The following is a 21,454-nucleotide window of genomic DNA, read 5'->3' on the forward strand; positions in this document are numbered from 1 at the left end:
GGGGCTTGCCCCCGATGGCGGCCTCTGGGCCGACCAGGATGTTGGATTGGACCGAGTACATATCCGTTTTTGCGGTAACGGCTGCTATGGGTTCCGCTTTTACAGCGGGTCACTTTTGGAAAAGAGCCCCAAAAGTAACCAAAAAGGCTCTTGCCCCACCACTCGGCACCTCGCCTAGGCTCGGTGTGCCCGAACGCAGGCTTGAATCCGTGGGCCGCCGCAATGGGCCATCCCTGGCCCAGTGCGGCTAACCCGGCGTCCTGCCGGGTTACCCACGGATTCAAACCTGCGTTCGGCCAGCGTGGTTTAACGGGGCGCCTGAGATCAAAAGCAGATCAAGATCGAGAGCGGCTCGCTTCGCATCGTGGTTACCGTCAGATGCTGTGGCCTACGAAGTTGTGTAGATACCTATGGCCATCGGGGGCAAGCCCCCTCCCACATTTGATTGAGTTGTGTGGGTTAGTCCGGGATCGGCAGGTTCAGGCTTTCCTTCACCTCTTCCATCACGATATAGCTCTTGGATTCGCGCACATGGGGCAGTTTGAGCAGAATATCGCCGAGTAATTTGCGGTACGAGGCCATCTCGGAAATCCGCGCTTTCACCAGGTAGTCGAAGTCCCCGGACACAAGGTGACACTCCAGCACATGCGGCAGTTTGAGCACCGCGCGGCGGAATTCTTCGAACGTGTCGCCGGACTTGTAATCCAGGCTGATCTCGACAAATACCAGCAAACTCCCTTTCAAATGCTGTGGATTGAGCCGTGCGTTGTAGCCCATGATGATCCCTTCGCGCTCCAGGCGCCGGACTCGCTCGGTACAGGGCGTAGTCGACAGCCCGACCTTCTCCCCCAGCTCCGTGAACGAAATGCGCCCATCGGTTTGCAGGATGCGCAGGATATTACGGTCGATCTTGTCCAGCTCCCGCTTGGTCTGAGTGTTGGTACGCATAGGGGATACGCCTCTGTAAAAAGCATTTGTGCCGAGAATTGTCGCCAAATATAGGCATTTATATAGTGAAATGCACTGGTGATTGTTTTTTACACTGCGTCCATCATTGCTCGAATAACACACGTCAGCGGCTCAGCCCGTGATGAGGATATAAAAATGCGCGTTCTGGTCTTGGGTAGCGGCGTCATTGGCGTGACCAGTGCCTATTATTTGGCTCGGGCCGGCTTTGAAGTCGTGGTGGTCGACCGTCAACCGGCCGCCGCCATGGAGACCAGTTTCGCCAATGCCGGCCAGGTATCCCCAGGCTATGCCTCGCCATGGGCCGCGCCGGGCGTGCCGCTCAAGGCGATCAAATGGCTGCTGCAACGCCATGCGCCGCTGGCGATCAAGGCCACCGCCGATATCGACCAATACCTGTGGATGGCGCAGATGCTGCGCAATTGCACCGCCAGCCGGTATGCGGTGAACAAGGAGCGCATGGTCCGCCTCTCCGAGTACAGCCGCGACTGCCTTGACGAACTGCGCGCTGAAACCGGGATTGCCTACGAAGGGCGCAGCCTGGGCACGACTCAACTGTTCCGCACCCAGGCCCAGCTCGATGGCGCTGCCAAGGACATTGCCGTATTGCAGGAGTCCGGCGTGCCCTTCGAATTGCTCGACCGTGCAGGTATCGCCCGGGTCGAGCCGGCCCTGGCCAACGTCACCGATATTCTCGCCGGTGCCCTGCGCCTGCCCAACGACCAGACCGGCGACTGCCAGATGTTCACCACGCGCCTGGCCGACATGTGCAAGCAGCTGGGTGTTGAGTTCCGTTTTGAACAGGACATCCAGCGCCTCGATTATGCAGGCGACCGCATCAATGGCGTGTGGATCGACGGCGCGTTGGAAACTGCCGACCGCTACGTGCTGGCCCTGGGCAGTTATTCGCCGAAGCTGCTCAAGCCGCTGGGGATCAAGGCGCCCGTGTACCCGCTCAAGGGCTACTCGCTGACCGTGCCGATCACCGACCCGGCGATGGCGCCTACCTCGACCATCCTGGACGAAACCTACAAAGTCGCGATCACCCGTTTCGACAACCGAATTCGGGTCGGCGGCATGGCTGAGATAGCCGGTTTTGACCTGTCGCTCAACCCGCGTCGGCGTGAAACCCTGGAGATGATCGTCAACGACCTTTATCCTCAGGGCGGCGATCTGGCCCAAGCCAGTTTCTGGACCGGCCTGCGCCCGACCACACCCGATGGCACACCGATTGTCGGTGGCACCCCGTTCAGGAACCTGTTCCTGAATACCGGCCACGGCACCCTCGGCTGGACCATGGCATGCGGCTCCGGTCGTTTGCTGGCCGACCTGATGGCGAAGAAAACGCCGCAGATCAGCGCCGAAGGCCTCGATATTTCCCGTTACGGTAATCACCAGGAGTCCGCAAAACATGTCCATCCAGCGCCAGCTCACCAATGAACGCATGAGCCAGATCGTTGTTCACAGCGGTACCGTGTACCTGGCGGGCCAGGTGGGCGACGACATGGATGCCGGCATTGAGCAGCAGACCCGTGAAACACTGGCCAACATCGAGCGTTTGCTGGACCTGGCCGGCACCGACAAGACCCGCTTGCTGTCGGTGACGATCTATTTGAAAGACATCGATGCCGATTTTGCCGGTATGAACGCGGTGTGGGACAAGTGGTTGCCCAAAGGTGCCGCGCCGGCCCGCGCCACGGTTGAAGCCAAGTTGTGCGAACCGAATATCCTGGTAGAGCTGTCCGTCGTGGCCGCGTTGCCTTAACTGCAAATCCCTCTCCCGGGCCGACGTTGTCGGTCGGCACCGGTTTTTCTTCACTCTGCCGCCTAGAAGCCTGCCGCCATGCGTCCTGCCCGTGCCCTGATCGACCTCCAAGCCCTGCGTCACAATTACCAATTGGCCCGCGAAGTCACCGGCGCCAAGGCCCTCGCCGTCATCAAGGCGGATGCCTACGGCCACGGCGCGGTGCGCGTAGCCCAGGCACTGGAAGCCGAGGCGGATGGGTTTGCGGTGGCGTGCATCGAGGAGGCACTGGAGCTTCGCGCTGCCGGGATAGGTGCACCGGTACTGCTGCTAGAAGGTTTTTTCGAAGCCGACGAGCTGCCGCTGATCATCGAGCAGAACCTGTGGTGCGTGGTGCATTCACTGTGGCAACTTGAGGCTATCGAGCAGGCCACGCTGGGCAAACCGCTGACCATCTGGCTCAAGCTCGACTCGGGCATGCACCGTGTCGGCCTGCACCCCAAGGATTTCCAGGAGGCGTACAAGCGTCTGTTGGCCAGTGGCAACGTTGCGAAGATCGTATTGATGAGCCATTTCGCCCGTGCCGATGAGCTCGATTGCGTGAGCAGCAGCGAACAAGTGGCGGTATTCGAAGCGGCCCGCCAGGGTCTGGCGGCTGAAGTCAGCCTGCGCAATTCCCCATCCGTACTGGGTTGGCCGAGTGTGTCCAGCGACTGGGTGCGCCCTGGCATCATGCTCTACGGCGCCACGCCCTTTGGTGATGACCAGGCTATCGCCGCACGTTTGCAGCCGGTGATGACCCTGGAGTCCAAAATCATTTGCGTACGTGAACTGCCGGCGGGAGAGCCGGTGGGCTATGGTGCCAGGTTCGTCACGCCCAAGCTGATGCGTATCGGCGTGGTGGCCATGGGGTATGCCGATGGCTACCCGCGCCACGCGCCCACAGGCACACCGGTACTGGTCGCCGGCCAGCGCAGCCAGTTGCTGGGCCGGGTGTCCATGGACATGCTGTGCGTCGACCTGACGGATGTGCCCCAGGCGGGGCTGGGTTCCACGGTGGAGTTGTGGGGCAGGAATATCCTCGCCAGCGACGTCGCGACGGCGGCTGAAACCATCCCTTATGAGATTTTCTGCAACCTGCGCCGGGTGCCAAGGCTCTATTTGGGCGCTTGATCGCCAGGTACGAATGCTACTGCCCAGGATTTAGGCCCAAGTGTTGTAAATACTGAACGCTGTCGCCATGATAACGCTCAATTACAACAAAGCCTGAATCCTAGGAGGCACCTGCATTGGACGTCGGCGAACGACTGCAATCCATCCGTAAACTCAAAGGTCTTTCCCAGCGCGAGCTTGCCAAGCGCGCGGGCGTCACCAATAGCACCATTTCGATGATCGAGAAAAACAGTGTCAGTCCCTCGATCAGTTCCCTGCGCAAGGTACTGGGCGGCATTCCCATGTCCATGGTGGAATTCTTTTCCGAAGAGATCCTCCAGGAAATACCGACGCAGATCGTCTATAAAGCCAATGAGCTGATCGACATCTCCGACGGTGCCGTGACCATGAAGCTGGTTGGCCGAGCGCACCCGAGCCGGGCAATCGCGTTTCTCAACGAAATCTACCCGCCAGGCGCCGACACGGGCGAAGAAATGCTCACCCATGAAGGCGAGGAAACCGGGATTCTGGTGGAAGGGCGCCTGGAACTGGTGGTGGGCCTTGAAACTTTTGTGCTCGAAGCAGGCGATAGCTACTACTTTGAAAGCACCAAGCCCCATCGTTTTCGCAATCCGTTTGACGTGCCGGCGCGACTAATCAGCGCAGCCACACCCGCGAACTTTTAAAACAGAGGCGTCCTGCCAGCGTTGCAGGGGTTCGCGCAGCAGTACACCGTGAGGCCGAATCTCCCTTTATTTAATAGGGTTGTTTCGGCAAGGCGGTCTAACCGCTATACTTTCGCCGCCTGCGAAACCGTGGCCGCAGGCGTGAATAGCCACCATTGAGGGTGAACGCGTGAACCTAATTATGAAAATGCTGGCTGCACCAGCAACCGTACTGGCCCTGTGGGCTGTCAGCGCTCAAGCTGCGACCAACGACGACATCGCCAAGCGCCTCGAGCCTGTGGGCCAGGTGTGTGTCCAGGGTCAGGAATGCAAGGGTATGGAAGTCGCCGTGACAACGGGCGGCGGCGGCGCGAGAACCCCGGACGAGATCATTGCCAAGCACTGCAATGCCTGCCACGGCACCGGACTGCTGAACGCGCCAAAAATTGGTGATACGGCAGCGTGGAAAGAGCGCGCCGATCATCAGGGCGGCCTCGATGGCATCCTGGCCAAGGCGATCACCGGCATCAATGCCATGCCGCCCAAGGGCACTTGCGCTGATTGCTCGGATGACGATCTCAAAGGCGCCATCAAGAAGATGTCCGGACTGTAGTCAGTCGATCTTCGCCAAAAATGCCGCTTACGAGCGGCTTTTTTGTCCCTGTGATTTGCCTTTCGTCGCTGGTCATTGCAGCAAAGACCCGGCAAGCTCGGTCCAACCCCCCATTAATGGAATGTTCGGGAGCAGTCGGATGGTGCAGTTGTGTTCAATCGAGCAAGCAGTTGACGACGTACTGGCGCGGTTGCCGGCGCATATCCACATGGGCATGCCGCTGGGTTTGGGCAAGCCCAACCTGTTCGTCAATGCGCTGTACCGGCGCATCGCCGAGTTGCCCGAGCGGGCGTTGACCATCTACACCGCGCTCAGCCTGGGTCGCCCCTCCCTGGGGGACGGGTTGCAGAAGCGCTTTCTCGAACCTTTTATCGAGCGCGTGTTTGGCGATTATCCGGAACTGGATTTTCTCGCTGACCTGCACAAGGACAGCCTGCCGAAGAATATCCGCGTGCAGCAATTCTTCATGCAGCCCGGCAGCCTGCTCCACAGCGATTGCGCGCAGCAGGATTATGTCAGCAGCAACTACAGCCATGCCGCCCGTGATATCAATGCCGCCGGCCTGAACCTGGTGGCGCAACTGGTTGCCAGCAGCGCCGAGCATCCCGACCGCCTGAGCCTGAGCTGCAATCCGGATATCACCCTCGACTTGCTACCCATGATCGCCAAGCGCCGCGAAGCCGGGGAAACCATCCTGGTTGTCGGCCAGGTCCACACTGAACTGCCCTACATGCCTGGCGATGCGGAATTGGGCATGGATGCATTCGACTACCTGCTCGACGAGAAAGACAGCACGACGCTGTTTTCCACGCCCAACATGCCGGTGGGGTTTCAGGACCATTTTATCGGCCTGCATGCCAGCACCCTGGTACGCGATGGCGGCACCTTGCAGATCGGCATCGGCTCCATGGGCGATGCGCTGACCGCCGCCTTGCTGGCGCGCCAGGCCGACAACGAAGCCTATCGATTGCTGCTGACCGATCTGGATGTGTATCAGTGGGCGCCCTTGATCAGCCGTGAGGGTGGCGTCGAGCCGCTCGTCCGGGGCCTTTATGGTTGCAGCGAAATGTTCGTCAACGGCCTGCTGGTGCTGGCGGATGCCGGCATCATCCGGCGCAAGGTGTACCCGGATGTGGCGACCCAGGAGCAAGCCAATGCCGGGCTGCTCGACGATGCGGCGCAGCCCGATGGCATCTCGATCCATGGCGGTTTCTTCCTTGGCCCGCGCAGTTTCTACCAGCGCTTGCAGGAGATGAGCCACGCCAAGCGGCTGGCATTCAACATGACCGGCATCAGCTATATCAACGAGCTGTACGGCCAGGAAGAACTCAAGCGTTTGCAGCGCCTGGACGCACGGTTCATCAACAGTGCGATCATGGTGACGTTGCTCGGTGCCGGTGTGGCCGACCAGTTGGAAGATGGCCGCGTGCTCAGCGGCGTGGGCGGGCAGTACAACTTCGTTGCCCAGGGCCACGCGCTGGAAGGCGCACGCTCGGTCCTGATCCTGCGCAGCTGGCGCGAGTCGGCGGGAGAGGTCAGTTCCAATATCGTCTGGGAATATGGCCACTGCACCATTCCCCGGCACCTGCGGGATATCGTCATTACCGAGTACGGCATTGCCGACTTGCGGGGTCAGACGGATGCCAAGGTGATTGAAGCGTTGCTCAATATCACTGACTCGCGCTTCCAGGACGATTTGATCGAGCAGGCGCAAAAGGCCGGTAAGTTACCCAAGGATTTCAAGCTGCACCCGCGTTTTGCCGACAACACACCGCAACGGCTCCAGGCGATTCAAGCCAAGCACTGGCGCCTGTTCCCGGAGTACCCGTTGGGCAGTGACTTCACGGACGAGGAGCGGGACCTGTTGCGGGCACTGAACTGGCTCAAGAGCAAATTCAAGCTCACGGAGATGCTGGAACTGGGCAAGGCGGCGCTGGACGCGCCGGAGCCTGAGGCGTTTCCCAGGCATTTGGAGCGGATGCGGCTGGATCAGCCGGAGGGGTTCAAGGAGGATCTGTATCAGCGCCTGTTACTCGCCGGCCTCCAGGCCACCGCGCACTAACAGGTAATAGAGGGCAAATGTGGGAGGGGGCTTGCCCCCGATGACAGTGGGTCAGCCAACACATGTGGTGACTGATACACCGCTATCGGGGGCAAGCCCCCTCCCACATTTTAAGCTGCGTTGATTCAGATGAAGGTCACCACCCCACCGGCCAGGGACTTCACCCGCGCCAGCGATTCAACCCGATAACCCTGCGCATCCAGCTCGGCACGGCCGCCCTGGAACGACTTCTCGATCACAATGCCCAAGCCGGCAACGGTCGCGCCGGCTTGCTTGATGATCGAAATCAGCGCCTGGGAGGCCTTGCCGTTGGCCAGGAAGTCATCGATAACCAGCACGCGGTCGCTGCTGGTCAGGTGGCGTGGGGAGATCGCCACGGTGCTTTCGGTTTTCTTGGTGAAGGAGTACACCGTCGCCGACAGCAGGTTTTCGGTGAGGGTCAGGGACTGCTGCTTGCGTGCGAAGATCACGGGCACGCCTAGGTTCAGGCCGGTCATGATGGCCGGGGCGATGCCTGAGGCTTCGATGGTGACGATCTTGGTGATGCCCGAGTCCTTGAACAGCGCGGCGAATTCGTCGCCGATCAGTTTCATCAGTGCCGGGTCGATCTGGTGGTTCAGAAAGGCGTCAACCTTGAGTACCTGATCGGAAAGCACGATGCCTTCTTCGCGAATTTTCTTGTGCAGTGCTTCCACGGAAAGCTTCCTCTGATGGCGCAACAGGCGCCGAAAGTAGATTAAAAAGTAGTCGATTCTAGCGCTTTAACATCGCGCGTATATCGGCCAAGGCGCTGTTGCCGCGAACGGCCTTCACCTCGGTCGGGGTGTCGTCGTTGCCTTCCCAGGCCAGGTCATCCGGCGGCAGCTCATCGAGGAACCGGCTGGGGGCACAATCGATGATTTCGCCGTATTGCTTACGCTTGGCGGCGAAGGTGAAGGCCAGTGTCTGGCGCGCACGGGTAATGCCCACGTAGGCCAGGCGCCGTTCTTCCTCGATGGTGTCGGCTTCGATGCTGGAGCGGTGTGGGAGAATTTCCTCTTCCATGCCCATGATGAACACGTAGGGGAATTCCAGGCCCTTGGACGCATGCAAGGTCATCATCTGCACACCTTCGGCGCCGTCTTCCTCTTCCTGCTGGCGCTCGAGCATGTCGCGCAGCACCAGCTTGCCGATGGCGTCCTCGACGGTCATCTCACCGTCTTCGTCTTTTTCCAGGGTGTTCTTCAGGGCTTCGATCAGGAACCAGACGTTGCCCATGCGGTAGTCCGCAGCTTTGTCGCTGGAACTGTTGGTGCGCAGCCAGTTTTCATAGTCGATGTCCATGACCATGCTGCGCAGGGCACTGATCGGGTCTTCGCCGGCGCACTGCTCACGGACCTTGTCCATGAAGCGCTTGAAGCGCGACAGGCGGTCGGTGAAACGCGTGTCCAGGTGTTCGCCCAGACCGATCTCGTCGGTGGCGGCGTACATCGAGATCTTGCGTTCGGTGGCGTAGTTGCCGAGCTTTTCCAGAGTCGTCGAACCGATTTCCCGACGTGGCACGTTGATCACGCGCAGGAAGGCGTTGTCGTCATCCGGGTTTACGATCAGGCGGAAGTAGGCCATCAGGTCTTTCACTTCCTGACGCCCGAAGAAGCTGTTGCCGCCCGACAGGCGATACGGCACCTGGTGGTGCTGCAATTTCAGCTCGATCAGCTTGGCCTGGTAGTTGCCGCGATACAGGATTGCAAAGTCGCTGTAAGGGCGGTCGGTGCGCAGGTGCAGGCTGAGGATTTCCACCGCCACGCGCTCGGCTTCGGCGTCTTCGTTGCGGCAGCGGATCACGCGGATTTCGTCGCCATGACCCATCTCGCTCCACAGTTGTTTTTCAAACTCGTGGGGGTTGTTGGAGATCAGCACGTTGGCGCAACGCAGGATACGGCTGGTGGAGCGGTAGTTCTGCTCCAGCATTACCACTTTCAGGGACGGATAGTCGTCCTTGAGCAGCATCAGGTTTTCCGGGCGTGCGCCGCGCCAGGCGTAGATCGACTGGTCATCGTCGCCTACCACGGTGAACTGATTGCGTGTACCGATCAGCAGCTTCACCAGCAGGTATTGGCTGGCGTTGGTGTCCTGGTATTCGTCCACCAGCAGGTAGCGCACCTTGTTCTGCCACTTTTCCAGGATGTCCTTGTGCTCCTGGAACAGTTTGACCGGCAGCAGGATCAGGTCGTCGAAGTCCACCGCGTTGAACGCCTTGAGCGTGCGCTGGTAGTGGGTGTAGACGATGGCGGCGGTCTGCTCCTTGGGGTTGCGTGCGGCTTCCAGCGCTTCGGCAGGCAGGATCAGGTCGTTTTTCCAGGCGCCGATCATATTCTTGATCTCGTCGACGCCGTCGTCGCCCGCGTATTCCTTCTGCATGATGTCGGTCATCAGGGCTTTGACGTCGGTCTCGTCGAAAATCGAGAACCCCGGCTTGTAGCCCAGCCGTGCATGTTCCTTGCGGATGATGTTGAGCCCAAGGTTGTGGAAGGTGCACACGGTGAGGCCACGGCCTTCGCCACCCTTGAGCAGGGTGCCGACGCGCTCTTTCATTTCCCGCGCCGCCTTGTTGGTGAAGGTCATGGCGACGATGTACTGGGCGCGGATGCCGCAGTTCTGGATCAGGTGCGCGATCTTGCGGGTAATCACGCTGGTCTTGCCGGAGCCAGCACCGGCGAGCACCAATAGAGGGCCGCCGACGTAGTTCACGGCTTCTTGCTGCCGGGGATTGAGTCGGGACATACAGAGTTCAGGGAGTCGTTATTCAAAAGGGCGGGCATTTTAACAGGCTGGCAAGATTCTGCTGCCTTAGAACGACGGTGTGACGTACCACTCGATCTAAATTTGCCGGTTTTGCTACTTTGCCGCAGGATGTCGGGGGTATCGCGACTATTTTTCACAGTCTGCGTGTTTGATAACACCTATCATGGGTCATGCATTTGTTATCGTCAGGCCGCACGTCATAATGCCCGCCGCCAACGAATTTTTGCAGAGTCTAGGGAGCTAGCTTGTCTACGCCTGTCGAACCCTTGCGTTTGCTGCTGCTGGCCGATACGCCGGCGTGGGCAGCGTTGTTGCGCGAGTGCCTGGCGCCGATGGGCGATGGGGCTGTGCTGATCAGTGCACCCAGTTGGGATTCGGTGAGTCGTCTGTTCGACGACGATCACGAAGCGGTGCTATTGACCACGCCCGACCTGCAACCCGGTCCGGGTCGTTGCAGCCTGCCGTGTGTATTGCTGCTGGAACAGGAGCCGCTGGTTGCGCCGCTCGGTGTCAGCGATTGGCTGATCCATTCTGCGCTGGACGCCAGTACCTTGCGCCGCTGCCTGCGCCATGTGCGCGAGCGAGGCGTGCTGGAAAACACGTTGCAGCGCTTGGCCGAACAGGATCCGCTGACCGGTATCGCCAATCGTCAGGGTTTCCAGACCTTGCTGGCGGCACGGCTGGCGGAAAACGAAGGCCGCGGCCTGGCGCTCGGTCATCTGGACCTGGACAATTTCCGTCACGCCAACGATGCCCTCGGTCACCAGGCCGGCGACCGCTTGATTCTGCAGGTGGTCTCACGGCTCAAGAGCCAGCTTGAAGCCGGTGATCAACTGGCGCGCCTGGGCAGCGATGAGTTCGCGCTGCTGATCGACACCCGCCGTGCGCCCCAGCGCGCCGAATGGATGGCCGAGCGCATCACCGAAGTGATGGCCGAGCCGTACTGGGTGGACGGCGAAAGCCTGCTGATCGGCTGCAGCCTGGGCGTGGCGCATGCCCGAGCCCGTGCCGGGGCCGATCCGTTGATGTGGCACGCCCATATCGCCATGCAACAGGCCAAAAGCACCCAGGGCTGCACCTTTCATATCTTCAACGAACGCATCAACCGCAACGCGCGCAGCCTGGCCGATCTGGAAAGCGAGTTGCGCCGTGCCTTGCGCCGCGATGAGCTGGAGCTGCATTACCAGCCGCGCCTGGACCTGGATGACGGGCATATCGTCGGCCTCGAGGCCCTGGTGCGCTGGCGCCACGGCGAGCGTGGCCTGTTGCCTCCGAGCGAGTTCGTGCCCCTGGCCGAGCAGAGCGGCCTGATCGTGCCGTTGGGTTATTGGGTGATATCCCGGGCCCTGCGCGACATGCAGGACCTGCGCGAACGCGGCCTGCCGGCGTTGCATATGGCGGTCAACCTGTCGTTTCGCCAGTTCCAGGACAGTCAGTTGCTCTCGACACTCAGCCGCCTGATTGCCGAGCGCGGCGTGGAAGCGCAATGGCTGGAATTCGAGCTGACCGAAACCGCTGTGATGCGTCGCAGCGACCTGGTCAAACAGACCATGGACGCCCTCGGCCGCCTCGGCGTGCGGTTTTCCCTGGATGACTTCGGTACCGGTTTTTCATCGTTCGTGCACCTCAACAGCCTGCCGATTGCCTTGTTGAAGATCGACAAGAGCTTCGTCGGCGGCATGGAAGAGCGCGAAGAGAATCGCAAGCTGGTACACGCCATGATCAACCTGGCCCACAACCTCAACCTGGAAGTGGTGGCCGAAGGCGTGGAAACCCTCGAGCAGCTTGAACTTCTGAGACTGTTTGGTTGCGATCAAGCCCAGGGTTACTTGATCAGTAAACCGTTGCCGTTGGCTGAGCTGGTGGAATATCTGACGTCCGGCCAAAGCCAGCAGGCGTTGTCGGGCTGAGTACCCACTCCCACAGGTCTGACCGAGCAGGGCTTTACTCTGTCTGCGCCGCCTGAAAGGCAGGCTGTATGTCCGGCTCTCGCCGAATCATCCGCTTCATCTTCGTCTCGAACGCCCAGGTCAGGCTCACCGCCGCACACGCCAACCCCAATGCCAGGCCCCACCACACACCGGTCGGCCCCCAGCCCAGGGTGAACGCCATCAACCAGGCCGCTGGCGCGCCGATCAGCCAGTAGCAACCGAGCCCCACCAGGAACGTGGTCTTGGCGTCCTTGAGGCCACGGATGCAGCCCATGGCGATGGTCTGCACGCCATCGAACAGCTCGAACCAGGCGGCGACGGCCAGCAGGCTGACGGCCAGGACGATGACGTCATGAAACGCCGGATCGTCATGGTCGAGGAACAGCCCGATCAGCGGGTCGGAAAAAAGCCAGAACACCACGGCAAACCCCAGCATCAATAGGGCACCAAAGCCGATGCCGACCCGTCCGGCCATACGTGCCCGCAGCAACTGCCCGGCGCCATAATGCTGGCCGATACGCATGGTCACCGCGTAGGACATTCCCGCCGGAACCATGAACGCCACCGAGACGATTTGCAGGGCAATCTGGTGCGCCGCCAACTGCGTACTGCCCATGGTGCCCATGCACAGCGCCGCAAACGCAAACAGCCCGACTTCCACCGCATACGTGCCACCAATTGGCAGCCCCAGGCGCCACAACTCGCGCAGGTACTGGGTATTGAGGCGCAGCAGCCCGCTGCTCAGCGGATAGGCGGCGTAGGTGCGGTTGCTGCGGATGTACCACATCAGCGCCAACGCCATGCCATTGGCGACAATGGCCGTCACCAGGCCAATGCCCATCAACCCGAGTCTGGGCAGGCCGAACATGCCTTCGATCAGCGCGTGATTGAGCAGGTAGTTGACCACCGTGCCGCACAGGCTGATGACCATCACCGGGGTGGCTTTGCCGATGGCACTGGTGAAACCACGTAGTGCCATGAAGCTGAGATAGCCGGGCAGGGCGAAGGGCAGGAGGGTCAGAAATTGTCCGGCGGCCTGCACGTTGGTTTCGGTCTGGCCGAACAACAGCAGCACCGGCTTGAGGTTCCACAGCAGCAGCGCCGCCGCCAGGGCCATCAACCACGCGAGCCACAGCCCGGCCTGGGTCAGCCGGGTGGCGCCGTCGATGTCGCCAGCGCCGTGACGGATGGCCACAAGGGTGCCCACTGCCGCGATCACGCCGATGCAGAAAATCGCCACGAACGAATAGGTCGCCGCGCCCAGCCCCCCACCGGCCAGGGCTTCGGGGCTCAGGCGGGCCATCATCAGGGTGTCGGTCAACACCATCAGCATGTGCGCCAACTGTGAGGCAATCAACGGCCCCGACAGCCGCAGAATGGCCCAGAGTTCGGTACGTGCCGGATGCTGCATGATCATCAATCTCGAAATGTCTGGGAGGTGCGGACGGTTGATTCTCGGCGCTTTCGGCGCATTGCACAAAAGGATAAAAGTGATTGTTTGCATGATTAAAACTCATGCCTGATCGATTCTGGTAGGGTTTGCCAATTGCGCTGTCGGAGTTATCAAATGTCTCGTCGTCTTCCCCCGCTTTACGCCCTGCGGGCATTCGAGGCCGCGTCCCGTCACCACTCCTTCACCCGCGCGGCGCAGGAGTTGTCGATTACCCAGAGTGCGGTCAGCCGGCATATTCGTACGCTCGAGGAGCATTTCGCCTGCCGGCTGTTCCAGCGCAACGGCCGTACCTTGCAACTCACGGAAGCGGCGCGTTTGTTGCTGCCCGGCGTGCGCGAAGGCTTCGCCGCCCTGGAGCGCGCCTGCCATACCCTGAACGCCGAAGATGACATCTTGCGCATGAAAGCACCGTCCACCCTGACCATGCGCTGGCTGTTGGCGCGGTTGAGCCGCTTTCGGGCCCTGCAGCCGGGCAACGAGGTGCAGCTCACCAGCGCGTGGATGAACATCGATGAAGTGGACTTCAATCAGGAACCGTTCGATTGCGCAGTGTTGCTCAGTAACGGGCACTTTCCGGCGGACTGGGAGGCCAGCTACCTGTTTGCCGAAATGCTGATTCCGGTGGGCGCGCCCAATCTATTGGACGACGGCCCTTGGGACGCGCAGCGGTTGGCAACGACCGAATTGCTGCACCCGACCCCGGACCGGCGTGACTGGCGTTACTGGCTGGAGCGCATGGGGCTGACCTCCCGGGTCTCGCTCAAGGGTGGGCAGGTGTTCGACACGCTGGAGTTGGGCATGATCGCTGCCGCGCGCGGTTATGGCGTGTCCATGGGAGACCTGTTGATGGTGGCCGAGGACGTCGCGCAGAAACGCTTGAGCCTGCCGTGGCCAACGGCCGTCGCCAGCGGGGAAAGTTATTACCTGGTGTGGCCGAAAACCCGTCCCGGCGGTGAGCGCCTGCGGCGCCTGGCGGAGTTTCTACAGGGCGAGGTGCAGGCGATGGTTCTGCCCGCTGTGACTCGCCTCGAATGAAAGGGTCTGCGCATGAAGAGCAATCGTTTGCGTGACACCCCTGTGAATCGCTCAAGTATTGTGGAACCCCGCCGAAGTAGGTGGGTTGGAACCCTCGTGCACCACGTTTCCCACTAGATAATTCGCCGAGCAGCGCTAAGAGATCAGGATGATCCTGGCCTCGGCTCAGGAGCTGTCATGTCTCAACCTCGCGCTCGGATCGCTTCCCAGTTAGGCCTCGCATTGGCCGTGATTCTGGCTGTCGTCATCAGCGGCAGTACCGTCTTCGCTCTACGCTCGCTCGATACCGCCAACCTCGCCACCCGCGAGGAACACTTGGCCAGCGAGGCGCGTCTGCTCGCCGACCAACTCAATACCTTCCACAGCACCTTGCGCGAGAGCACTCAGCGTTTGAGCGGGCTGTTTGAAAAGCGCTTCGGCGCCGGCTTGAGCGTGCGTGCGGACCAGCCTGTCGCCGTGGCCGGTGTACAAACCCCAAGCCTGTACCTGGGCAGCGAGTTACTGAACAACAACTTCGGCGAAGTGGACGAATTCAAGGACATGTCCGGCGGCGTGGCCACGGTATTCGTGCGCAGCGGCGATGACTTCATCCGCATCAGCACCTCCCTGACCAAGCAGGATGGCAACCGCGCCATCGGCACCGTGCTGGATCGCCAGGGCCCGGCCTACCAGCGTGTGTTCAACGGGCAGGCCTACATCGGCCGGGCAGTGTTGTTCGATCGCTCCTATATGACCCAGTACAGCCCGGTGCGTGACGCCAGCGGAAAGGTCATCGCGGTATTGTTCATCGGGTTCGACTACACCGACGAACAGAAAGCCCAGTTCGACAACCTCAAGCGCTTCCGTATCGGCCAGACCGGCTCCTTGTCGCTGCTGGATGAACAGAAGCACTGGTTGGTACCGCCGGCCGGTGTGCAAGCCTTGGATCAAGCTGTCGCAGTGATGCTCGACTTGGCGAAGAAACCCGGTGAAGGCCGCTTCTGGAGTGACAAGAACGAAGATTTCTACAGCGTGTCGGTACCCTTCGAGGGTGGCCCTTGGGCGGTCGTGGCAAGTATGCCCAAGGCCGAGATTCGTGCAGTGACGTGGGACGTCGGCATGCGCCTGGTCATTGGCAGCGTGCTGGCCATGCTGTTGGCCGTGGGGGCCACGGTATGGCTGTTGCGCAGCAAGCTCGCGCCATTGAGTGACTTGGTGCTTCAGGCTCAAGCGCTCGGCGCAGGTGACCTGAGTGCGCGCCTCAATGTTTCCAGCCATGACGAAATCGGCCAATTGGCGCGCAGCTTCAACCAGATGGGCGAGGCGCTGTCGACCATGGTTTCGCACATCCGCAAGGCGGCTGAAGAGGTCAACAGCCGTGCCCAGGCGCTGTCGGGGTTGTCTGGCGGCGCTTATGAAGGCATGGAGCAGCAGTCCGGCGAGATCACCAGCATGGCCGGCGCGGTGGAAGAATTCAGCGCCACCTCGCTGAATATCGCCGACAACATGGGCAACACCGAGCGTCTGGCCCAGGAAAATGCCCAGCAGACCCGTATCGGGCGTGCCTCGATGGAGGAGGCTTCGTCGTCCCTGGAACATATCGCCACCGCGCTGAACAGCACCGCTATGGTGATCAACACCCTGGGCCAGCGCTCCCAGGAAATCGGCGGTATCGTCGGCGTGATCACCTCGATTGCCGAACAGACCAACCTGCTCGCGCTCAATGCCGCCATCGAAGCGGCCCGCGCGGGTGAGCAAGGTCGCGGCTTTGCCGTGGTCGCAGACGAAGTGCGCAACCTGGCCTCGCGCACCCGCCAGGCCACGGATGAAATTTCCGGAATGATCCAGAGCATCCAGCAGGAAACCGGTAATGCCATCAGTACCATGGAGCACGGCAACGTGCTGATGCAGGAAGGCCTGTCGCGCAACGCGGATGTGGCCTCGGCCCTGGCGCGCATCGACGAGCAGAGCCGCTCGGCCGGGCAGCAGTTCGCCGCAATCACCACCGCCACCCAGGAGCAGAGCAGCACCGCGACGTTGCTCAGCAGTAACTTGCAGAGCATTGCACTGGCTAACAGCGAGCAGCGTGAAGTGGTGTCGAACCTGGCGATCACCGCCAAAGAGCTGGAAACCCTGGCGGCGGGCTTGCGGCATGAGGTGGATCGCTTCCGCTAAGTCAGCCCTTTGGCTGCTGCGCAAGGCTCAAGAGGTCGCCGCCGGGCGGTATTGCAAGGCCTCTTGCAAATGGTGGCGAGCGATGGCGTCTGTTTGTTCCAGGTCCGCCAACGTACGCGCCACCTTGAGCAAGCGATGGGCCGCCCGCAACGAAAGCGTCAGCCGCTCGCAGGCGTTCTCCAGCCAGCGTTCGTCGACCTTCGCCAGCGTGCAGTGCTCGCGCAGCCCCGGCAGGTCGAGGAATGCGTTGGCGCAGCCCTGGCGTCGTTGCTGGCGTTCCCGCGCGTCGGCCACCAACGCGGCCGTTTTCGCGGTGGTGTCATCGGTCTGTTGTGCCGGGCTCAGCGCCGTGGCTTCCCGCGCCACCGTCAGGTGCAGATCGATCCGGTCCAGCAACGGCCCCGAGAGCTTGTTGCGATAGCGCTGTATCTGTTCCGGTGTACACCGGCAACGGCCGCTGGGTTCGCCCATATAACCGCAAGGGCAGGGGTTCATCGCCGCGACCAGTTGAAAGCGCGCGGGGAACCTCACCCGGTCGCGGGCGCGGGAAATCACGATATGTCCCGATTCAAGTGGCTCGCGCAGGACTTCCAGCACCTTGCGGTCAAATTCCGGCAATTCATCCAGGAACAACACGCCGTGGTGGGCCAGGGTGATTTCGCCCGGTTGCGGCTTCGATCCGCCGCCGACCAGTGCAGGGCCCGACGCCGAGTGGTGCGGCTGGCGAAACGGCCGGTGCGGCCAATGGCTCAACGGTGCCAGGCTGACCACGGATTGAATTGCCGCGACTTCCAGCGCTTCCTGCTCACTGAGCGGTGGCAGCAACCCCGGCAGGCGGCTGGCGAGCAGCGTCTTGCCGGTGCCGGGCGGGCCGCTGAACAGCAGGTTATGCGCCCCCGCGGCTGCGATCAGCAAGGCACGCTTGGCAGCCAATTGGCCCTGGACTTCACTGAGGTCCGGGTAAGGTTTGTTCAGGTACAACAAGCCGTCCGACCGGTAGGGCTCGATCGGCACATGCCCATTCAAGTGCGCCACCACCTGTAGCAAGTGATCCACTGCAATCACCGTCAACCCTGACGCCAGGCACGCCTCCTCAGCGTTTGCCCTGGGCACTATCAAGGTGCGTCCGGCCTTGCGCGCCGCCAAAGCGGCCGGCAACACGCCTTTCACTGCACGTACTTCGCCGGACAGCGCCAACTCTCCCAGGCACTCAACCTCATCGAGCATCAACGCCGGGACCTGCACGCTGGCCGCCAGGATCCCAAGGGCTATCGCCAGATCAAAACGCCCGCCGTCCTTGGGCAGGTCGGCGGGCGCGAGGTTGAGCGTGATGCGCCGCGCCGGGTATTGCAGGGCCGAGTTGAGAATGGCGCTGCGTACGCGGTCCTTGCTTTCCTTTACTGCAGCTTCCGGCAGGCCCACCAGCGTCAGTGACGGCAACCCATTGGCCATGTGCACTTCGACAGTGACGGCGGGGGCTTCGACGCCGACCTGGGCGCGGCTGTGGACGATGGCGAGGGACATGCTCGATCCTTGAATGGGGGGCCGCTGCCTGCGGATTATTCAAGGGTAGACGAGGTGGGAATGCGCACAGCGGGGAGGTTTTACAGAACGTATCCAGACAACGAAGTGAGGGAGGGGGCAAGCCCTGATGCTAAGGCTTTTTGTAGGAGCGAGCTTGCTCGCGAAAAACGTCAACGATAACGCGTGCTTCCTGAATGAACGCGGTGCCTATGAGTTTTTCGCGAGCAAGCTCGCTCCTACAGGGGGCGGCATGAGGGCTTGCTCACCCCCACACTCATCGGGTTTATTCAGCCGATGGGGGCGTCAGCCGCGCTTCCAGTTCCGCTACCTTCGCCTCCAGGCTCTCCAGTCGTGCACGGGTGCGGGCCAACACCACCATCTGGCTGTCGAATTCTTCACGGCTGACCAGATCAAGCTTGCTGAAGCCACTTTGCAGCAGGGCCTTGAACTGGCTTTCGATTTCGTTGCGGGGCAGCGGGGTGTCGCCGCTGAACAGGCGAGAGGCGTGGCCGCTCAGGGCGTCGAGGAAGTCTTTGGGCGCGAGCATGGGAAATATTCCGGAAAACAGTTGGCCAGCAGTGTATCACGCAGCGTCTATAGTCTTTTCATGGCCTGGCTCGCACGCTTTTCGCGCATGGGGATGGGCGGCCACGCACTGTTTTGATGCGCATCGCCGCTGCCGTAACGCCCCGCAGGTGGGCATAAGTGGACAACGGACTGATTTCAGTGATTTTTACGGAGCTGGCAAGGTTTCTGCTTAGACGATCATGACCCATGCACTGATGCAGTCGCTGTGACGAATGCAGTGCGCCGACGGATCAGGGGTACAGGTTTCGTCACCAGTGGTTCGCTGGCGTCGCCACGCTAATACGCAGGCGACGATGCGTTACAAAGCCAGGCACTGCGCTTAGACTTGAGACGGGTTTGTTTTCCTGGGGCAAGTCCACCAATTCGGGAGAGAGTTTTCATGAAGCTAGTCACTGCCATCATCAAGCCGTTCAAGTTGGACGACGTACGCGAGTCACTGTCCGAGATCGGCGTGCAGGGCATTACCGTCACTGAGGTCAAGGGCTTCGGTCGGCAGAAGGGTCATACCGAGCTGTATCGTGGCGCGGAATACGTGGTCGATTTCCTGCCGAAGGTGAAGATTGATGTCGCCATTGACGACAAGGATCTTGACCGGGTTATCGAGGCGATAACCAAGGCTGCCAACACCGGCAAGATCGGTGACGGCAAGATCTTCGTGGTCAATCTGGAACAGGCTATCCGCATCCGTACCGGCGAAACCGATACCGACGCAATCTAAGCCGCCAAACCCCAACGCCCCAGGAGAAAAACACTATGACTCTGCGTAAATTCGCAGGGCTCGGAGCCCTGTTGTCCATCGTAATGCCAAGCCTTGCCATGGCGGCGGACGAAGTGGCGGCTCCAGTCCTCAATTCCGGCGATACTGCCTGGATGCTGACCGCCACTGCACTGGTGCTGTTCATGACCATTCCTGGCCTGGCACTGTTTTACGGCGGCATGGTCCGCTCCAAGAATATTCTTTCGGTAATGATGCAGTGCTTTGCCATTACCGGCCTGATCAGCATCCTGTGGGTTGTCTACGGCTACAGCATTGCGTTCGATACCACCGGTATGGAACAGGGCGTCGTCAACTTCAACTCCTTCTTCGGCGGCATGGGCAAGGCATTCCTGGCGGGTGTCACCCCGGCCAGCATCACCGGGCCTGCGGCGCTGTTCCCGGAAGCGGTGTTCATCACCTTCCAGATGACGTTTGCCATCATCACTCCGGCGCTGATCGTCGGTGCATTCGCCGAGCGCATGAAGTTTTCCGCGATGCTGATCTTCATGGCCATCTGGTTCACCCTGGTCTATGCGCCGATCGCGCACATGGTCTGGAGCGGCAACGGCGGCCTGATGTGGGACTGGGGTGTGCTGGATTTCGCCGGTGGCACCGTGGTGCACATCAACGCTGGTGTGGCTGGCCTGGTGGCGTGCATCGTGCTCGGCAAGCGCAAAGGCTTCCCGACCACCCCGATGGCACCGCACAACCTGGGTTACACCTTGATCGGCGCGGCCATGCTGTGGATCGGCTGGTTCGGCTTCAACGCCGGTTCCGCTGCTGCCGCCAACGGCACGGCCGGTATGGCGATGCTGGTCACCCAGATCGCCACTGCTGCCGCTGCGCTGGGCTGGATGTTCGCCGAGTGGATCACCCACGGTAAGCCAAGCGCACTGGGTATCGCCTCGGGCGTAGTGGCCGGCCTGGTCGCAATCACGCCAGCTGCCGGCACCGTGGGGCCGATGGGGGCTCTGGTGATCGGCCTGGTCGCCGGTGTGATCTGTTTCTTCTGCGCAACCAGCCTCAAGCGCAAGCTGGGCTACGATGACTCCCTGGACGCATTTGGCGTACACGGTATCGGCGGTATCGTCGGTGCGATCCTCACCGGTGTGTTCGCAGCTCCGGCACTGGGCGGCTTCGGCACCGTGACTGACGTCGCTGCACAGGTCTGGATCCAGTGCAAAGGTGTCGGCTTCACTGTGATCTATACGGCGATTGTCACCTACGTCATTCTCAAGGTACTGGACATGGTCATGGGCCTGCGTGTCACTGAAGAGGAAGAGGCGGTCGGCCTCGACCTGGCGCAACACAACGAGCGCGGTTACAACTTGTAAATACACAAAAAAAAGATGCCCGGCTTGCCGGGCATTTTTTTGCCTGGCGTTTGTCTTTGACTATAAGTTGCATGGGTTTTTCATCGACTTTGTGATGGGATCCACACGGCACTTTCAAGGGTGCGAATGTCTTACAGGCATGTGGGCGTATTCGGCACTTTGTTTTTTTCCAGAGCGCGCTAGAATGCGCGCCGATGGGCGGAGAACTGTATGTGGCAACAGACCCTGATTACGCTGCGGGCCAAGCCCCGGGGCTTTCACCTGGTGACCGACGAGTTGCTTGCCGGCTTGCCTGAATTGAAGGCCTGCCGCGTGGGTTTGTTGCATCTGTGGCTGCAGCACACCTCGGCCTCGTTGACGGTCAACGAGAATGCCGATCCGGCGGTTCGCCGCGACTTCGAACGTCTTTTCAACCTGCTGGTGCCGCAAGGCCAGGCGGGATTCGAACACAACGACGAAGGCCCGGATGATCTGCCGGCGCACTTCAAGGCCAGTCTCCTGGGCTGCCAGCTGAGTTTGCCGGTGAAGGCCGGCCGCTTGGCGATGGGGACCTGGCAAGGTGTTTATCTGGGCGAGCACCGTGATCATGGCGGTGCTCGTAAAGTCCTCGCCACCTTGCACGGTGAAGGGGCATAAGCCACTGGTGATCCAGTGGATGTTGATTTTTTTCCGGCCGCCTCGACAGAGGGTAA

At 61.0% G+C, this 21,454-nt stretch carries 18 protein-coding genes; 12 read left to right on the plus strand and 6 right to left on the minus strand.

The genetic code is table 11. The features are described from left to right. Positions 1 to 459: 459 nt before the first annotated feature. On the minus strand, positions 460 to 948 hold the full coding sequence (locus PspCFBP13528_RS01430; protein ID WP_003176896.1) for an Lrp/AsnC ligand binding domain-containing protein: 489 nt from the start codon (positions 946 to 948) through the stop codon (positions 460 to 462). A gap of 156 nt (positions 949 to 1,104) precedes the next feature. Here PspCFBP13528_RS01430 and dadA point away from each other — a divergent pair, with 156 nt between their 5' ends. The 6 genes from dadA to PspCFBP13528_RS01460 all read left to right on the plus strand — a co-directional run bounded on the left by dadA (position 1,105) and on the right by PspCFBP13528_RS01460 (position 7,202). Next, on the plus strand, positions 1,105 to 2,406 hold the full coding sequence (dadA, locus tag PspCFBP13528_RS01435) for a D-amino acid dehydrogenase (RefSeq protein WP_065953226.1): 1,302 nt from the start codon (positions 1,105 to 1,107) through the stop codon (positions 2,404 to 2,406). Continuing rightward, positions 2,378 to 2,731, plus strand: a complete 354-nt coding sequence (locus PspCFBP13528_RS01440) for a RidA family protein (RefSeq protein ID WP_137199520.1) — start codon at positions 2,378 to 2,380, stop codon at positions 2,729 to 2,731. Before dadA ends, PspCFBP13528_RS01440 begins: the two co-directional genes overlap by 29 nt. A gap of 78 nt (positions 2,732 to 2,809) precedes the next feature. Next, entirely contained in the window at positions 2,810 to 3,883 is a 1,074-nt protein-coding gene (alr, locus tag PspCFBP13528_RS01445; protein ID WP_137199521.1) for an alanine racemase, read from the plus strand. 116 nt (positions 3,884 to 3,999) lie between these two features. Further along, a complete protein-coding gene (locus PspCFBP13528_RS01450) occupies positions 4,000 to 4,548 on the plus strand; it encodes a cupin domain-containing protein (protein WP_003176893.1) in 549 nt (182 codons plus the stop codon). A 181-nt stretch (positions 4,549 to 4,729) separates the two neighbouring features. Next, entirely contained in the window at positions 4,730 to 5,140 is a 411-nt protein-coding gene (locus PspCFBP13528_RS01455; RefSeq protein ID WP_065953223.1) for a c-type cytochrome, read from the plus strand. Positions 5,141 to 5,279: 139 nt separating this feature from the next. Next, complete coding sequence (locus PspCFBP13528_RS01460) at positions 5,280 to 7,202, plus strand: acetyl-CoA hydrolase/transferase C-terminal domain-containing protein (protein ID WP_137199522.1); 1,923 nt, start codon at positions 5,280 to 5,282, stop codon at positions 7,200 to 7,202. Positions 7,203 to 7,327: 125 nt separating this feature from the next. Here the strand turns inward: PspCFBP13528_RS01460 and PspCFBP13528_RS01465 are convergent, their stop codons facing one another. Together PspCFBP13528_RS01465 and rep are read right to left on the minus strand one after the other, a co-directional pair. Continuing rightward, a complete protein-coding gene (locus PspCFBP13528_RS01465) occupies positions 7,328 to 7,897 on the minus strand; it encodes a xanthine phosphoribosyltransferase (RefSeq protein ID WP_003176890.1) in 570 nt (189 codons plus the stop codon). A 58-nt stretch (positions 7,898 to 7,955) separates the two neighbouring features. Continuing rightward, complete coding sequence (rep, locus tag PspCFBP13528_RS01470; RefSeq protein WP_057723330.1) at positions 7,956 to 9,965, minus strand: DNA helicase Rep; 2,010 nt, start codon at positions 9,963 to 9,965, stop codon at positions 7,956 to 7,958. A 266-nt stretch (positions 9,966 to 10,231) separates the two neighbouring features. Between rep and PspCFBP13528_RS01475 the strand changes: the two genes are divergently transcribed. After that, complete coding sequence (locus PspCFBP13528_RS01475) at positions 10,232 to 11,896, plus strand: bifunctional diguanylate cyclase/phosphodiesterase (RefSeq protein WP_065953221.1); 1,665 nt, start codon at positions 10,232 to 10,234, stop codon at positions 11,894 to 11,896. A 34-nt stretch (positions 11,897 to 11,930) separates the two neighbouring features. Here the strand turns inward: PspCFBP13528_RS01475 and PspCFBP13528_RS01480 are convergent, their stop codons facing one another. Continuing rightward, a complete protein-coding gene (locus tag PspCFBP13528_RS01480; protein WP_137199523.1) occupies positions 11,931 to 13,334 on the minus strand; it encodes a NorM family multidrug efflux MATE transporter in 1,404 nt (467 codons plus the stop codon). A gap of 150 nt (positions 13,335 to 13,484) precedes the next feature. On the opposite strand from PspCFBP13528_RS01480, the gene PspCFBP13528_RS01485 reads away from it, so the two are divergent. Both PspCFBP13528_RS01485 and PspCFBP13528_RS01490 read left to right on the plus strand, forming a co-directional pair. Continuing rightward, positions 13,485 to 14,405, plus strand: coding sequence for a LysR substrate-binding domain-containing protein (locus PspCFBP13528_RS01485; protein ID WP_065953219.1), 921 nt, complete (start codon positions 13,485 to 13,487; stop codon positions 14,403 to 14,405). 177 nt (positions 14,406 to 14,582) lie between these two features. Further along, a complete protein-coding gene (locus PspCFBP13528_RS01490; RefSeq protein ID WP_137199524.1) occupies positions 14,583 to 16,559 on the plus strand; it encodes a methyl-accepting chemotaxis protein in 1,977 nt (658 codons plus the stop codon). A 27-nt stretch (positions 16,560 to 16,586) separates the two neighbouring features. On the opposite strand, the gene PspCFBP13528_RS01495 is transcribed toward PspCFBP13528_RS01490, so the two are convergent. Both PspCFBP13528_RS01495 and PspCFBP13528_RS01500 read right to left on the minus strand, forming a co-directional pair. Next, entirely contained in the window at positions 16,587 to 18,083 is a 1,497-nt protein-coding gene (locus PspCFBP13528_RS01495; protein WP_137199525.1) for a YifB family Mg chelatase-like AAA ATPase, read from the minus strand. Between the two features lie 283 nt (positions 18,084 to 18,366). Continuing rightward, a complete protein-coding gene (locus tag PspCFBP13528_RS01500; protein ID WP_003195432.1) occupies positions 18,367 to 18,630 on the minus strand; it encodes an accessory factor UbiK family protein in 264 nt (87 codons plus the stop codon). Between the two features lie 420 nt (positions 18,631 to 19,050). Between PspCFBP13528_RS01500 and glnK the strand changes: the two genes are divergently transcribed. The 3 genes from glnK to PspCFBP13528_RS01515 all read left to right on the plus strand — a co-directional run bounded on the left by glnK (position 19,051) and on the right by PspCFBP13528_RS01515 (position 21,398). Further along, complete coding sequence (glnK, locus tag PspCFBP13528_RS01505; protein ID WP_002555808.1) at positions 19,051 to 19,389, plus strand: P-II family nitrogen regulator; 339 nt, start codon at positions 19,051 to 19,053, stop codon at positions 19,387 to 19,389. Positions 19,390 to 19,424: 35 nt separating this feature from the next. After that, positions 19,425 to 20,762 (plus strand): ammonium transporter, encoded by a 1,338-nt coding sequence (locus PspCFBP13528_RS01510; RefSeq protein ID WP_010207459.1) that lies wholly within the window; start codon positions 19,425 to 19,427, stop codon positions 20,760 to 20,762. A gap of 210 nt (positions 20,763 to 20,972) precedes the next feature. After that, positions 20,973 to 21,398, plus strand: a complete 426-nt coding sequence (locus PspCFBP13528_RS01515; protein WP_137199526.1) for a secondary thiamine-phosphate synthase enzyme YjbQ — start codon at positions 20,973 to 20,975, stop codon at positions 21,396 to 21,398. Positions 21,399 to 21,454 lie beyond the last annotated feature (56 nt).

Source organism: Pseudomonas sp. CFBP13528 (assembly GCF_005233615.1).
In the GTDB taxonomy this organism is placed as follows: Bacteria; Pseudomonadota; Gammaproteobacteria; order Pseudomonadales; family Pseudomonadaceae; genus Aquipseudomonas; species Aquipseudomonas fluorescens_AM.